Genomic DNA, 14,831 nt, shown 5'->3' on the forward strand with positions numbered 1-14,831 from the left:
TTCCACATTTGGGTATCAGGCGCCCGCTTAAACCACGATGGTTTTAGGCAACCGCTGATCAATCACCTGATACAACGCACTGCCCTGCGGCCAATTGCGCATAAACCGCGCCCGGTCTTTAGCGTATGCCGGCGCAAAACTGGCAACAGAGCCGTGCTGACACATGGCATCCAGATCAATCATCGCCCAACGCCCATCATTCCAGAACAGGTTATGGCCTTTGAAATCGCCATGACTGATGCGCTCGCCAATCAACTGGGTAAACAACTGTTCCAGCGCGAGCAGCTCACTCTCAGGCGCATCGCCGTTTTCAACATACGGCGCAAAGCGCTCGATGATGTCCGGCCCCGGCAGAAACTCGGTGACCAGATACGCACGGCTGCGCAGCCATAAAAAGCGCTTCTCCAGCACCGCCAGTGGCTTGGGCGTAGCAAAGCCGAGAAATGCCAGGCGGTTACCCTCGCGCCAGGAATGCCAGGCTCGGCTCGGGCGCCAGAAGCGCTTGAGCCAGTGGGCAAAGCCTTTGATGTTGTAGCGCTTGATCACCAACGGCCGACCAGCCACTTCGACCTTGGCCACACTGGCCGCGCCGCCGGTCTTGTACAGGTGGCCCTGGTCGAGCAAGGCGTCTGCCTGTTCCAGCACCGGCAACATGGCCGTTTCTTCTTCGCGACGAATCGCACGCAAGCCAAAGGCGCCACGCACCACGCTGAACAGCGTGCATTCGCGGCCAGTCTTGTCCAGAAAGTCCTTCAAGCGCCAGGCGCTGACTTTGCGCACCTGCTTTTCCAGGGCTTGCAGCGGCAAGGCGTGCTCACCATTACCCAGCAGGTAGTACACCAATAATTCTTCGGTAAACGGCTCAAGGTTTTTCGGCAGCTGGGCGAAAAACACGCCGAGGTTTTCCAGCACGTGATTGCGCGACAACGGCTTACCCGCCTCCTCGACACAAATGCCTGCGCCATCGATCAAGTACAGCTTGCCGTCCTGGCGCAGCAGGTTGTCCAGGTGCAGGTCTTCCTGCCACAGGCCTTTGGCATGCATTTGCGCAATCGCGCCCAATGCTTCGGCGAGCACGGCGGTTTGTTCGTCCGCCAACGGCGGCAGATGTTCGACGGCGTGCCACGCATCGGCCAGGCTTTGGGCGCCCTCGATAAACTCAAACAGCAGCCAGCCGCCCTCGCCGTCCTGCAAGCCATCGGCCAACAGCAACGGTGTGGTCAGGCCTTGCTCGGCCAACAAACGCACACCCTTGAGTTCACGCTGAAAATGCCGCGCCGCCTTGCTGCCAACCAACAATTTGGCCAACACCGGGCGACCACGCCACACTGCCGCGCCCACGTAGCGCTGCCCGGGCAACACCCGCAACAAGCTCAGCAGTTGCAACTGCCCCGGGCCTGCCGCATCCGCCAGATCGATGGTCAACGGCAGGTTGGGGCTACGGCCGGCATTTTTCAGCTCGGATAAACGCATCAGCGGTTCTCCTTGTGGCTGCGGCGTGCGGTCAGGCGCTGGTGCCAAGTGGAGACCAGGTCGCTGTCCTCGGGCTGCTCAAGATACGCCGCCAGCAGTTGGCGCACCTGCGCGTCCGACCATTGGGGCGCGCGACGCAGCAGCGGTTCCAGGTCCTTGACCCGGTCACGCCAGCCAAACAGCAACGGACGGGTTTTTTCCAGGTCAATCAGCTGCGCGGCATAACCCTCAGCGGTGGCCTGCAGGAAAATATGCTTGGGGTAAAAACAGCCATGCACCTGCCCGACGCTGTGCAGATGACGCGCCAGCTTGCCGCACGCCAACAGGATCGCACTGTGCTGGGCGGCGCTCAATTGCGGCCACTGCTCCAGCAACGAATCCAGGTCGTTCCAACCATCCAGCGCACGGGTAAGCAGCATTGCCCGGCGCTCGCCCTCAACCTTGCGCTCACCGAAGAACGCCGCCTGCAGAGCAGGGATTCCGAGCTTTCGATACAGGCTGATATTACGGAATTCGCGCGCAAAACTCGGCTCGCCAAACGGCCGGTGCAAGGTGCGCGTCAGGTAGTTGCTCTGGCGCTTGAGGTAATAGCCCTGCCCTTCAAGCTCCAGGCGATACACACTGCTCCAGCCGCCGTGACTGGTATTGGGCTCGTCCACTGCGTCCAGTTGCTTGGCCCACAGGGCGTCAAACGTCGCCAGACCGTTGCGCTCAAGCAAGGCGCGGTCTTCGGCCGCCAGGAAGTCACTCATTCGCGTCCCTCAAAAAACTTCACCACGTGACGAATTCGCCGTTTGTCCGACGCCGACAAGTGCGTGCGCTGGCGGTATTGCAGGTAGAAACGCAGGCGCTGGGTGGCCGACAGGTGATATTTGGCGACCTTGTCCAGGCACGCCAAGTCCTTGGTGATGCGGTACTTGAGCCAGAAACCACGCCAGAAATCACCGTTGGGGCAATCGATCAGGTACAGGGTTCGTTGGTCGTCCACCAGCAGGTTGCGCCACTTCAAGTCGTTATGAGTGAAGCGGTGCTCATGCATGGTGCGCGTGTATTCGGCGAGCTGGCGGCTGATGCCATCGACCCACCGGGGGTCTTTCAGGCGTTCGTCATTGCGCTCGGCCAGCACTGACAAGTCTTCCGTCTTGGGCAGCTCGCGGGTAATCATCGCGCCCCGGTTATAAGCCAGGCCCTTGCGGTCCAGGCCCCAGGCCACGACATCAGCCGTCGGGATGCCCCACTTGGCGAAACGCTTGAGGTTCTGCCATTCGGATTTCACCCGCGGCCTGCCCAGGTAACGGCGCAAGCCTTTGCCGGCGCCCACGTAGCGCTTGACGTAATAATTGACCCCGCCGCGCTCGACCCGGATCACTTCCGACAGCGGGTCGCGGGTCAATCGCTCGCCTTGCAAGGCAAACACCGCCTCCAGGCTTCCAAAGTCATCCTCCAGGGCGGCATAGGCAGGTTCCAGGTTCCAACCCGCCATCAGAGCGCATCCCCGTATCGTTGCTTGCGCGCATAGAGCTTTGCAGCCATGCGCTCCAATTCGGCCAACAACGCGGTTTGCTCGGCCAGTATCTGGCGCAGTGGCTGCTGGAAGTAAGCTTTGAGAAAGCGCAGCTTGTCGCGCTGGGTCAGGCCGATCTCCAATGCGGAGTAATACAGGCCGGCCAGGTCCTTGTTACGCCAGCGCAGTGGAATCGTCGGACGCACCTGCGCACGGTGCAGGTCGATCACCGACAATTTCAGATTGTCGACGGTAATGGGCTGGTCGGTGTGCAACAGGAAATGGCAGAGGTAGCAGTCGCGATGGTTCACGCCACCGCGGTGCATCGCGCCGACGGTGCGCGCCAGCTCACGGGTCAAGGCGTGTTTGATGGCCGGCACGGGCGGTTGCTTGACCCAATCGAGGGTCAAGTCTTCCAGGCTGATAATCGGCGTCAGTTCCTGGGTAATGATGAACGAATGCTGGTCGGCCGGGTTGCTGCCTTTTTCGCCAAAGGCCACGGCGGTCATGGTCGGCACGCCCAGCGCTTGCAGGCGCTGGATCGCCAGCCACTCCAGGCCTGCGCCCAGCACCGGCAACTTGGCCGTGACCAGGTTCTTGAGGATTTCGCCCCAGCCAATGCCACGGTGAATCTTCACAAAGTAAGGCTGGCCTTCGACCACCGTACGCAACGTACGGCGAGCGGCCAGCTCGCGGAACACCTGGCCTTGCAGCTTCTCGACCTCGGCGAACGCATCGCGTCCGGCCCAGAGGGTCTTGAAGGGTTCGGCTAGAATCAACTTCATCGGTTTGGCTCCGCCAGAATCAGGTCCGCAGCGTACTGCGGCATGCTATAGAGGTCGGCCGTCTCGGCGAAGGCCAGACCATTGCGACTCCAGGTCGCACGCGCGTGTGGGTCGTCGAGCATATCCACCAGGTACTGGTTGAGCTGGGCTTGCTCGAACGGCTCGTCCAACACCCGGCCGCTCTGGGCCTTGTCGATGTAGAACGCGTAGCCACACACCCGGCTCACCAGTACCGGGAGGCCGGCGACCACCGCTTCGACCAGCACCATGCCGGCCGCCTCGTTGTACGCAGGGTGAATCAGCAGGTCGGCGCCCAGCAGGAAACGCGGGATATCACTGCGGCCCTTGAAGAACTGCACCTGATCGCCCAGGCCCAATGCCGCACTCTGCAATTGGAATACCTTGGGGTCGTCCTGGCCGATTACAAACAGTCGGGTGCGCTTCTTCAGCTTGGAAGGCAAGGCGGCCACGGCCTTGAGGCTGCGGTCGACGCCCTTGGTCTTGAAGCCCGAACCGATCTGCACCAGCAACAGGTCGTCCTCGGCCAGGCCGAACTCACGACGAAACTCGGCGCGGATTTCGGCCGCGTCAGGTGGAGCGCGCCGGTCGCGGGCAATGCCCGGCGGCAGCAAGTGGAAACGCTCGGCCTGGGTGCCGTAATACTGGGTGAACAACTTCTGCTGATGTTCGGACAGCACCATGATTTGGGTCTTGGCGTCCTTATCGAACACCGCGCGCTCATATTCGGCGAAGTGCCGGTAGCGCCCGAACCAGCGGTACATGGGGTTGCGCAGGTTTTGAGCCTTGTCTTCGAACACCCCGTCGGCGGCAAAATACACATCCAGCCCCGGCATCTTGTTGAAGCCCACCACGCGATCCACCGGCCGCTTGGCCAGGTCGGCCTGGATCCAGGCATACAGCTTTTCATTGCGCCGGTGATTGACCAGCGCCTTGACCGGCGCCACCAGTACTTCGAAGCCGGGTGGGATGTCGCCTTCCCAGATCAGCGTATAGACGCGAATCTTGTGGCCGCGCTGCTGGCACTCCAGGGCGATGCGCATGAAGTCGCGCTGCAAGCCACCGAAGGGAAAGTACTTGTACAGAACAAAAGCCAGTTGCATCAGTGCTGCTCCTCAGCCAGTAACAACGTGCTCAGCCGGCTTGCTACACGCTCAGGATTCAAGCGCGTGAAGCACAGGGGCGACTCACGCTTGATGTCGAACCGCCGCAGGTCGTCGGCGGTAGGTTGATAGGTACACTGCTTTTGCAGGCACGGCGCACACGGCCAGTCGCTGGCCAAATGGATCTGGCCCTTGCCGTAAGCGCCAGTAAGGCCCGGATTGGTGGGGCCGAACAGGGAAATGGTCGGCACATCCAGCGCTGCCGCCAGGTGACCGAGGCCGGTGTCCACCGCCACACAGGCGCGGGCGCCCGCCAACACGCCGGCCACGCCCGCCAGGTTGAGTTTGGGCAGCACTTCGGCGTTGGGCAGGCCCTGGGCCAGGCGCTCGGCCCGAGCTTTTTCGGCGGCGTTGCCCCACGGCAATTTCACGTCCACGCCCAGGCGCCCCATGCGTTCGGCCAGCTCACGCCAATAGGCTTCAGGCCAGTGCTTGGTGTCCCAGGTAGTGCCGTGCAGCAGCAACACAAAGGGTTTTTTCGGCGGCAGGCCCAGCAGTTTTTCAACGCTCAGGCCATAGTCGCCCAAGCCTTTGGGCAGGTCGTAGCCCAGGGCCACGGCGAACAGTTGGCGCAAGCGCTCCACCGCGTGTTGCCCGCGGGCCACGGCCAGGCGTCGCGAATAAAAACGCGCAGCGATCGGCTCACGGGCCGAGTTTTTATCAAAGCCGGCCACTGGAGCACGCACATAGCGGGTCAGCCAGGCGCTTTTCAGCAGGCCCTGGGCGTCGATCACCAGGTCATACTTGGTCGACTGCACGGCCTGCTTGAAACGGCGCCACTCGCCGCTCTTGATGGTTTGCCAAAGGTTCTTGCGCCAGCGGCGAATCGCCACCGGGATTACCTTGTCCACCGCCGGGTGCCAGGTCGGGATTTCGGCAAAGCCTTCTTCCACCACCCAATCAAAGCGAATGCCGGGGATCGCCCGCGCTGCATCGGTCAACGCCGGCAAGGCATGGATCACATCGCCCAGGGATGAGGTCTTGACTACCAGAACCCGCAACTCAGTGAACCTCGACCACATCGCCCTGCAACCGCTGCAAGGCATCGGTTACCGGCTGCGGCAGCAATTGGCGCAGGCAGTTGTAGTGGCCGAAGCGGCAGGTGCGATCAAAACACGGGCTGCAATCCAGGCCCAGGCGCACCACTTCGACCTTGTCGGCCAAGGGCGGGGTGAAGCCTGGGGACGTGGAGCCGTACACCGCTACCAGCGGGCGATTCAGCGCCGCCGCCACATGCATCAGGCCGGAGTCGTTGGACACCACCGAGTCGGCGCAGGACAACAAGTCGATAGCCTCGGCCAGGGACGTGTCGCCACTGAGGTTCACCGCCTCTTCGCGCAGGCCGGGAATCAGGCGCTGACGAATATCTTCACCTACCGAATGATCGTTCTTCGAACCGAACAGCCACACCTGCCAGCCTTCGCGGATCTTGGTCTCGGCGACCTTGGCGTAATGCTCCGACGGCCAGCGCTTGGACTCGCCAAACTCGGCGCCAGGGCACAAGGCCAGGACCGGCCGATCAAGGGTGAGGCCGAACTTGGCCAGCGCCGCATCGCGGGTCACCGGGTCGATCTGCAAGCTGGGCCGCGGGTACGGCGTGGGCAATTGCGTGCCGGGCTCGTAGGCCAGGGCCATGAAGCGCTCGATCATCAGCGGGTAGCGGGCTTTATCCAGGGTGCGCACGTCATTGAGCAGCACATAGCGAAACTCACCGCGCCAGCCGGTGCGCTTGGGGATGCCGGCAAAAAAAGGCACCAGCGCCGACTTGAGCGAGTTGGGCAACAGGATCGCCTGGTCGTACTGGCCGGCCATGGATTTGCCGATGCGTCGGCGGGTCGCCAGCTCCAGGGCACCGTGGCCGAGCGGGAAGCTCAAGGCCTTGCGCACCTCGGGCATGCGCTCCAGGATCGGCCGGCTCCACTCAGGGGCGAGCACGTCGATCTGGCAGTCTGGATAGCGCTGGCGCAGGCACTGGAACAGTGTCTGTGCCATCACCATGTCACCGACCCAACTGGGCCCAACGATCAGAATATTCATGTAGTTTCCACAAACGATGCGGGGAGGCTTATGCCTCCCCGCCTCGATAATGACTGTAGATCGCGGCGCGCCAGGGAGCATCTTTATGTGGGAGCTGGCTTGCCTGCGATTGCATCACCTCGGTATCACTGATAAACCGAGGCGCCTGCATCGCGGGCAAGCCCGGCTCCCACATTAATCCGCATCCCATATAAAAATTGGCGTCGCCCAATCAGTCGAGTTTCAATTTAAGCCCAGCGCTTGCCAGATTCGCATCACCTGTCGCCGTTCGTCGGCAAACTGGTCCCCGGCGACCGTGCCGGCCTCGTTCTGCAAGGCCTGGCGGTGGGCGGCGGAGCGGTAGGCCTTATACACCTCACGCAGCAAATGGGCATCGGCGGCGGGCATCAGCCCGACCTGCTCAAGGCCCTCCAGAATGCGAATATTGTCGGTGTAGCGCAGCAACGATGGATGTTGCGCAGACCACGCCAAAGCCGCGTATTGCACCATAAATTCAATATCGACGATACCTCCGGCGTCCTGCTTGAGGTCGAACACCGCCGTGGCCTCGAAGGCATTGGCGCCCCTGCCGGCCGCCGTGGCCTTGGTACCCAGGTTCTCGCGCATCTTGGTGCGCATCTCGCTGACCTCCTGGCGCAGCTTCGCCAAGTCCCGTTCACGCCCCAATACGTTGGCCCGTACCTGCTCGAATGCATGGCCCACATCCTGGCTGCCCACCAGCACCCGTGCGCGGATGAGCGCCTGATGTTCCCAGGTCCAGGCTTCATTTTGTTGATAGCGATCGAAGGCGCCCAGGGAGCTCACCAGCAAGCCGGATGCGCCGGAAGGTCGCAGGCGCATGTCCACTTCATACAGTTGGCCGGAGTTGGTCTGGGTGGTCAGCAGGTGAATGATGCGCTGGCCCAGACGCGTGAAGAACTGCGCGCCGTCAATCGGCTTGGCGCCATCGGTCTCGGCCTGGGGGTCGCCATCGTGGATAAACACCAGATCCAGATCCGAACCATGCCCCAGTTCGATGCCGCCGACTTTCCCATAACCGACAATGATGAACCCAGGATCGCACAGCGTGCCGTCCAGCCTCTGGGGTGAACCGTGCCGGGCGACAGTCTGGCGCCAGGCCAGGGCCAGTACTTGCTCAAGAATGGCTTCGGCCAGCCAGGTGAGATAGTCGCTGACTTTCATCAGTGGCAGGCTGCCAGCGATTTCCGAGGCCGCGACTCGCAGGCGGTGCGCCAATTTAAAGTGACGCAGGGCCTCCATTTGTTGTTCAAGGTCGTCCTCGGGGATGCGGGTGAGGCGCTCGCGCAACTCGGCTGCCAACTCCGGCGCCAGCGGCGGCTTGAACAGGCGGCCCTCGTTGAGCAGCTCATCAAGCAACAACGGGAAACGGGTGATCTGTTCGGCGATCCACGGGCTGGCGGCGCACAGGGTCAGCAGGCGACGCAGCGCATCCGGGTTCTCGGTGAGCAACACCAGATAGGCCGAACGCCGGGCGACGGCCTCCACCAACGGCAACACGCGCTCCAGCACCAGGTCCGGGTTGGCGTGCTCGACCGCCTGGGCCAGCAGGCGCGGAATGAATGCATCCAGGCGCTCGCGCCCCAGCCGCTGCATGGCACGCAACTGCGGGCTGCCGCGCAGGCCGGCCAAGGCCTTGAGGGCTTTGGGTGCATCGGTAAAACCGCCCTCGGCCAATTGACGGCATGCGGCGTCGTCATCCTGGGATTCCTCCCACAGCGGCAACCACTCACCACCGACGACCAATTCACTTTCTTCGCCTTCTTCTTCATCAGGGTCGGCAATCACTTGACGAAAGTGCCAGTCCACGCGGCCACGCCAGTACATCAGGCGTTCGTGGAACGCAGCCCAGTCGCTGAAGCCCAGCATGAAGGCGATACGCGCCTGATCTTCGGGATTGTGCGGCAGCATTTGGGTCTGGCGGTCGGCAATCGCCTGGATGGCGTGCTCGGTGTAGCGCAGGAATTCGTAGCCATTGCGCAGTTCGGTGATCACCGCAGCCGGCAGGTAACCCTGCCCCTCAAGCGTACCCAGCACGTTCAGCAGTGGGCGTTGTTGCAGGCTGAGGTCGCGGCCACCATGAATCAGCTGGAACGCCTGGGCAATAAACTCCACCTCCCGAATGCCGCCTGAGCCCAGCTTGATGTTCTCGGCCATGCCCTTGCGCCGTACTTCCTGCTGGATCAACTGCTTCATGGTGCGCAGCGCTTCGATGGCGGAAAAGTCCAAGTAGCGGCGGTAGACGAACGGGCGCAGCATATCGAGCAACTGCGCGCCGGCCACTTGATCACCGGCCACTACGCGCGCCTTGATCATGGCGTAGCGTTCCCAATCCCGGCCCTGATCCTGGTAGTACTGCTCCAACGCGTTGAAGCTGAGCACCAGCGCACCGGCCGAGCCGTAGGGACGCAGACGCATATCCACACGGAAGACAAAACCGTCGACCGTCATAGGATCAAGGGCCTTGATCAATTTTTGACCAAGACGAATAAAGAATTCCTGATTGTCCAGGGAGCGCTTTACACCCACCGTCTCGCCGCCTTCGGGGTAGGCGAAAATCAGGTCGATATCCGACGAGAGATTCAGCTCCACCGCGCCGAGCTTGCCCATGCCGAGGATGACCATATGCTGCGCCTCACCGCTGCGCCGCCCGGTCGGCGTGCCGAACTGCGCGCAGTGGCGCTGGTACAGCCATTGGTAGGCCTGGTCGATGCTGGCGTCGGCCATGTCGGAAAGGTCGCGACAGGTTTGCACCAGGTCGGCCTGGCGCGTCAGGTCGCGCCAGATGATGCGCACCTGCTGGCGCGTGCGCTGGCGGCGCAGCACGCGGCCCAACTCATCTTCTGTTTCGGCCTGTTGCACGGCGCCGGCAATCTGGCTGCACAGCTCACCGGGCGCAAAGCCGCGGTCCAGCTCGCCCCAGGCCACCAGTTCGAGCAACATCAAAGGGTCACGAACACTCTGTTCAATGACAAAATCACTGGCAGCGCACACGCGGGCGAAGTCGGCCCACCGTTGCGGCGTCCACGCAGAAAGGCCATGATCGTCGTCCAGCGCGGCCACCGCGTCACGAAATGACTGCTCGGCCCGCTGGGCATAAGGCAAGAGAATGGCCGGCAGTTCGGCCAGCGTTGGAAGGCTCATGGTCTATCCTTGATCGGCGTGTAATTGGCGTGTAGTTGTGAACGCAAGAGCCATGCTCGATGAAGGACTGTCGAACAAAAGTTAGAAATAGCTGAAATTAAATTAATCTTGGCAGGCAACATCAAACTTTCACCTTTTCTTGTTCGCAATAGACCAACAATAACGATTATGCTCACCAGCAAGACCGAGCCATACGCTCAGTCTTGTGTAGTTTTACTACTCGTATATACATTCGAAAGGCTGAAATGGCCGACGATTTGTAGTAAAACTACAGGACGCCGAAGCAACCTTCGGCCATCCAAGAATTTATGTCGTCTGCCCACAAGGCCAGTCGCAAACTTCAGGCAACCGATTCTGGTAGCCTTTCCGCCCTGGAGCAAGCCATGCAAGACCTCGATCCCGTCGAAACCCAGGAATGGCTGGACGCCCTGGAATCGGTTCTCGACAAAGAAGGCGAAGACCGTGCTCACTACCTGATGACCCGTATGGGCGAACTCGCGACCCGCAGCGGCTCGCAACTGCCCTACGCCATCACTACGCCATACCGCAACACCATCCCCGTTACCCACGAAGCACGCATGCCTGGCGACCTGTTCATGGAACGCCGCATTCGCTCGCTGGTACGCTGGAACGCCATGGCGATGGTAATGCGCACGAACTTGAAAGATTCGGACCTGGGCGGTCACATCTCCAGCTTCGCTTCCAGCGCAACCCTGTATGACATCGGCTTCAACTACTTCTTCCAGGCCCCGACCGACGAGCACGGCGGCGACCTGATCTACTTCCAGGGCCACACCTCGCCAGGCGTCTACGCCCGTGCGTTCATGGAAGGTCGCATCAGCGAAGAACAAATGAACAACTTCCGCCAGGAAGTCGACGGTCAGGGCCTGTCGTCCTACCCGCACCCTTGGCTGATGCCTGATTTCTGGCAGTTCCCGACCGTTTCCATGGGGCTGGGCCCGATCCAGGCGATCTACCAGGCACGCTTCATGAAGTACCTGGAAGCCCGTGGCTTCATCCCGGAAGGCAAGCAAAAAGTCTGGTGCTTCCTGGGCGACGGCGAGTGCGACGAGCCGGAATCCCTGGGTGCCATTTCCCTGGCCGGCCGCGAGAAGCTCGACAACCTGATCTTCGTCATCAACTGCAACCTGCAGCGCCTCGACGGCCCGGTTCGCGGCAACGGCAAGATCATCCAGGAACTCGAAGGCGTGTTCCGTGGCGCCCAGTGGAACGTGACCAAAGTCATCTGGGGCCGTTTCTGGGACCCACTGCTGGCCAAGGACGTCGACGGTATCCTGCAACGTCGCATGGACGAAGTCATCGACGGCGAGTACCAGAACTACAAAGCCAAAGACGGCGCGTTCGTTCGCGAGCACTTCTTCAACACGCCTGAACTCAAGGCGATGGTTGCCGACCTGTCCGACGACGAAATCTGGAAGCTCAACCGTGGCGGCCACGACCCGTACAAGGTCTACGCGGCGTACCACGAAGCGGTCAACCACAAAGAACAACCAACCGTCATCCTGGCCAAGACCATCAAGGGTTATGGCACCGGTGCCGGCGAAGCGAAGAACACCGCGCACAACACCAAGAAAGTCGATGTCGACAGCCTGAAGTTGTTCCGCGACCGCTTCGACATCCCGGTCAAGGACGAAGAGCTGGAGAACCTGCCGTTCTTCAAGCCTGAGCCAAACAGCGCCGAAGCCCGCTACCTGAGCGAGCGTCGCACTGCACTGGGCGGTTTCGTGCCACAGCGCCGCGCCAACAGCTTCAGCGTACCGACGCCGGACCTGAGCACCCTCAAGGCCATCCTTGACGGCTCGGGCGACCGTGAAATCTCCACCACCATGGCCTTCGTGCGCATCCTCGCGCAATTGGTCAAGGACAAGGACATCGGCCCGCGCATCGTCCCGATCATCCCGGACGAAGCCCGTACCTTCGGTATGGAAGGCATGTTCCGTCAGTTGGGCATCTACTCCTCCGTCGGCCAGCTCTACGAGCCAGTCGATAAAGACCAGGTGATGTTCTACAAGGAAGACAAGAAGGGCCAGATCCTCGAAGAAGGCATCAACGAAGCGGGCGCCATGAGCTCCTTCATCGCTGCCGGTACTTCGTACTCCAGCCACAACCAGCCGATGCTGCCGTTCTACATCTTCTATTCGATGTTCGGCTTCCAGCGTATTGGCGACCTGGCCTGGGCGGCAGGCGACAGCCGTACCCGTGGTTTCCTGATCGGCGGTACCGCCGGGCGCACCACGCTGAACGGCGAAGGCCTGCAACACGAAGACGGTCACAGTCATATCCTGGCTGCCACCATCCCGAACTGCCGCACCTTTGATCCAACCTACGGCTATGAGCTGGCGGTGATCATCCAGGACGGCATGAAGAAGATGACCGAAGAGCAGCAGGACGTTTTCTACTACATCACCGTGATGAACGAGTCCTACCAGCAGCCAGCCATGCCGGCCGGTGTGGAAGAAGGCATCATCAAGGGCATGTACCTGCTCGAAGAAGACACCAAGGAAGCGGCGCACCACGTACAGCTGATGGGCTCCGGCACCATCCTGCGCGAAGTGCGTGAAGCGGCGAAGATCCTGCGTGACGAATTCAACGTCGGCGCCGACGTGTGGAGCGTGACCAGCTTCAACGAACTGCGTCGCGACGGCCTGGCCGTAGAGCGCAGCAACCGTCTGCATCCTGGCCAGAAGCCAGCCAAGAGCTACGTCGAAGAGTGCCTGGCTGGCCGTAAGGGTCCGGTTATCGCCTCTACCGACTACATGAAACTGTTTGCTGAACAAATTCGCCAGTGGGTCCCGTCCAAGGAATTCAAAGTCCTGGGCACCGATGGTTTCGGCCGCAGTGACAGCCGCAAGAAGCTGCGTCACTTCTTCGAAGTCGACCGTCACTTCGTGGTGTTGGCAGCCCTGGAAGCCTTGGCTGACCGTGGTGAGATCGAACCCAAGGTGGTGGCTGACGCCATCGTCAAGTTCGGGATCAACCCGGAAAAACGCAACCCACTGGACTGCTGAGGAGATTTTTTGTGAGCGAACTCATTCGCGTACCTGACATCGGCAGCGGTGAAGGTGAAGTAATCGAGCTGTTTGTGAAGGTCGGCGACACCGTCGAAGCCGACCAGAGCATCCTGACCCTGGAGTCGGACAAGGCGAGCATGGAAATTCCTGCTCCCAAGGCCGGCGTGGTCAAGAGCCTGAAGGTCAAGCTGGGCGACCGCCTGAAAGAAGGCGACGAACTGCTGGAGCTGGAAATCGAAGGCGCCGCTGATGCAGCCCCTGCGGCGGCTCCGGCTGCCGCTGCTGAACCTGCGCCTGCCGCTGAAAAACCTGCTGCCGAGGCCCCAGCGGCCCCGGCTGCTGCACCTGCCGCCGCCACCGTCCAGGACATTCACGTCCCGGACATCGGCTCGTCGGGCAAGGCCAAGATCATCGAGCTGCTGGTCAAGGTCGGCGACACCGTCGAAGCCGACCAATCGCTGATCACCCTGGAGTCCGACAAGGCCTCCATGGAAATCCCTTCGCCGGCTGCCGGCGTAGTGGAAAGCATCGCGGTCAAGCTGGAAGACGAAGTCGGCACCGGTGACTTCATCCTCAAGCTGAAAGTACAAGGCGCTGCCCCGGCAGCCGCTCCAGCACCGGCGGCGGCTCCGGCTGCCAAGGCTGAAGCCGCTCCGGCCGCTGCTGCCCCGGCACCTGCTGCAAAAGCCGAGGCCACACCGGCCCCTGCTGCTGCCGCACCTGCGCCAAGCGGTGCCAAGGTGCACGCCGGCCCTGCCGTGCGTCAGTTGGCCCGCGAGTTCGGCGTCGAGCTGAGCGCCGTCTCGGCCAGCGGCCCGCACGGTCGTGTGCTGAAGGAAGACGTGCAGGCTTACGTCAAAGCCATGATGCAAAAGGCCAAGGAAGCACCGACTGCCGGCGCGACGGGCGGCTCGGGCATTCCGCCGATCCGTACCGTGGATTTCAGCCGCTTCGGCGAAACCGAAGAAGTGCCGATGACCCGCCTGATGCAAATCGGCGCGGCCGGCCTGCACGCCAGCTGGCTGAACATCCCGCACGTGACTCAGTTCGACCAGGCCGACATCACCGACCTGGAAGCTTTCCGCGTTGCGCAGAAAGCCGTGGCCGAGAAGGCCGGCGTGAAGCTGACCGTGCTGCCACTGCTGCTCAAGGCCTGCGCGCACCTGCTCAAGGAACTGCCGGACTTCAACAGCTCGCTGGCGCCAAGCGGCAAGGCGATCATTCGCAAGAAGTACGTCAACATCGGCTTTGCCGTCGACACTCCGGATGGCCTGCTGGTACCGGTCATCAAGAACGTCGACCAGAAGAGCCTGCTGCAACTGGCTGGCGAAGCGGCTGCGCTGGCTGCCAAGGCCCGCGACAAGAAGCTCACCCCGGATGACATGCAGGGCGCCTGCTTCACCATCTCCAGCCTCGGGCACATTGGCGGCACTGGCTTCACGCCAATCGTCAACGCGCCGGAAGTGGCGATCCTGGGTGTTTCCAAGGCCACCATCCAGCCTGTGTGGGACGGTAAAGCGTTCCAGCCCAAGCTGATGCTGCCACTGTCGCTGTCCTACGATCACCGTGTGATCAACGGCGCTGCAGCTGCACGCTTCACCCAGCGCCTGAGCCAGTTGCTGAACGACATCCGCACCATCCTGCTGTAAGCCGCAGG

The 14,831-nt window shown here is 61.7% G+C and carries 10 protein-coding genes; 2 read left to right on the forward strand and 8 right to left on the reverse strand.

The genetic code is table 11. From position 1 onward, the window contains the following. Positions 1-27: 27 nt before the first annotated feature. The 8 genes from QMK52_RS04810 to glnE all read right to left on the reverse strand — a co-directional run bounded on the left by QMK52_RS04810 (position 28) and on the right by glnE (position 10,142). Positions 28-1,473 (reverse strand): lipopolysaccharide kinase InaA family protein, encoded by a 1,446-nt coding sequence (locus QMK52_RS04810; RefSeq protein ID WP_320403862.1) that lies wholly within the window; start codon positions 1,471-1,473, stop codon positions 28-30. Continuing rightward, positions 1,473-2,225: a lipopolysaccharide kinase InaA family protein gene (locus QMK52_RS04815; protein WP_194439940.1), complete on the reverse strand. Its 753-nt coding sequence runs from the start codon at positions 2,223-2,225 to the stop codon at positions 1,473-1,475. Before QMK52_RS04815 ends, QMK52_RS04810 begins: the two co-directional genes overlap by 1 nt. Further along, entirely contained in the window at positions 2,222-2,956 is a 735-nt protein-coding gene (locus QMK52_RS04820; RefSeq protein WP_320403863.1) for a lipopolysaccharide kinase InaA family protein, read from the reverse strand. Before QMK52_RS04820 ends, QMK52_RS04815 begins: the two co-directional genes overlap by 4 nt. Further along, the gene (gene rfaP / locus QMK52_RS04825) at positions 2,956-3,762 is read right to left on the reverse strand and encodes a lipopolysaccharide core heptose(I) kinase RfaP (protein WP_194439939.1); all 807 of its coding nucleotides are present in this window, start codon (positions 3,760-3,762) and stop codon (positions 2,956-2,958) included. The genes QMK52_RS04820 and rfaP overlap by 1 nt, the downstream gene beginning before the upstream one ends. After that, the gene (locus QMK52_RS04830) at positions 3,759-4,883 is read right to left on the reverse strand and encodes a glycosyltransferase family 4 protein (RefSeq protein ID WP_005784135.1); all 1,125 of its coding nucleotides are present in this window, start codon (positions 4,881-4,883) and stop codon (positions 3,759-3,761) included. The genes rfaP and QMK52_RS04830 overlap by 4 nt, the downstream gene beginning before the upstream one ends. Continuing rightward, a complete protein-coding gene (gene waaC / locus QMK52_RS04835; protein ID WP_005784134.1) occupies positions 4,883-5,944 on the reverse strand; it encodes a lipopolysaccharide heptosyltransferase I in 1,062 nt (353 codons plus the stop codon). Before waaC ends, QMK52_RS04830 begins: the two co-directional genes overlap by 1 nt. A gap of 1 nt (position 5,945) precedes the next feature. Beyond that, a complete protein-coding gene (gene waaF / locus QMK52_RS04840; protein ID WP_032878265.1) occupies positions 5,946-6,980 on the reverse strand; it encodes a lipopolysaccharide heptosyltransferase II in 1,035 nt (344 codons plus the stop codon). Between the two features lie 222 nt (positions 6,981-7,202). Continuing rightward, a complete protein-coding gene (gene glnE / locus QMK52_RS04845; RefSeq protein WP_194439938.1) occupies positions 7,203-10,142 on the reverse strand; it encodes a bifunctional [glutamate--ammonia ligase]-adenylyl-L-tyrosine phosphorylase/[glutamate--ammonia-ligase] adenylyltransferase in 2,940 nt (979 codons plus the stop codon). A 383-nt stretch (positions 10,143-10,525) separates the two neighbouring features. On the opposite strand from glnE, the gene aceE reads away from it, so the two are divergent. Next, positions 10,526-13,171, forward strand: coding sequence for a pyruvate dehydrogenase (acetyl-transferring), homodimeric type (aceE, locus tag QMK52_RS04850; protein WP_014716623.1), 2,646 nt, complete (start codon positions 10,526-10,528; stop codon positions 13,169-13,171). Between the two features lie 11 nt (positions 13,172-13,182). Next, positions 13,183-14,823, forward strand: coding sequence for a dihydrolipoyllysine-residue acetyltransferase (gene aceF / locus QMK52_RS04855; protein ID WP_005784129.1), 1,641 nt, complete (start codon positions 13,183-13,185; stop codon positions 14,821-14,823). Positions 14,824-14,831 lie beyond the last annotated feature (8 nt).

Source organism: Pseudomonas sp. P9_2 (assembly GCF_034008255.1).
GTDB lineage: Bacteria > Pseudomonadota > Gammaproteobacteria > Pseudomonadales > Pseudomonadaceae > Aquipseudomonas > Aquipseudomonas synxantha_A.

Coding starts and splice junctions, on each gene's coding strand:
- rfaP (WP_194439939.1), bottom strand. CDS start 3,762: ATGAAGTTGATTCTAGCCGAACCCTTCAAGACCCTCTGGGCCGGACGC.
- QMK52_RS04815 (WP_194439940.1), bottom strand. CDS start 2,225: ATGAGTGACTTCCTGGCGGCCGAAGACCGCGCCTTGCTTGAGCGCAAC.
- QMK52_RS04810 (WP_320403862.1), bottom strand. CDS start 1,473: ATGCGTTTATCCGAGCTGAAAAATGCCGGCCGTAGCCCCAACCTGCCG.
- QMK52_RS04830 (WP_005784135.1), bottom strand. CDS start 4,883: ATGCAACTGGCTTTTGTTCTGTACAAGTACTTTCCCTTCGGTGGCTTG.
- glnE (WP_194439938.1), bottom strand. CDS start 10,142: ATGAGCCTTCCAACGCTGGCCGAACTGCCGGCCATTCTCTTGCCTTAT.
- waaF (WP_032878265.1), bottom strand. CDS start 6,980: ATGAATATTCTGATCGTTGGGCCCAGTTGGGTCGGTGACATGGTGATG.
- QMK52_RS04820 (WP_320403863.1), bottom strand. CDS start 2,956: ATGGCGGGTTGGAACCTGGAACCTGCCTATGCCGCCCTGGAGGATGAC.
- aceE (WP_014716623.1), top strand. CDS start 10,526: ATGCAAGACCTCGATCCCGTCGAAACCCAGGAATGGCTGGACGCCCTG.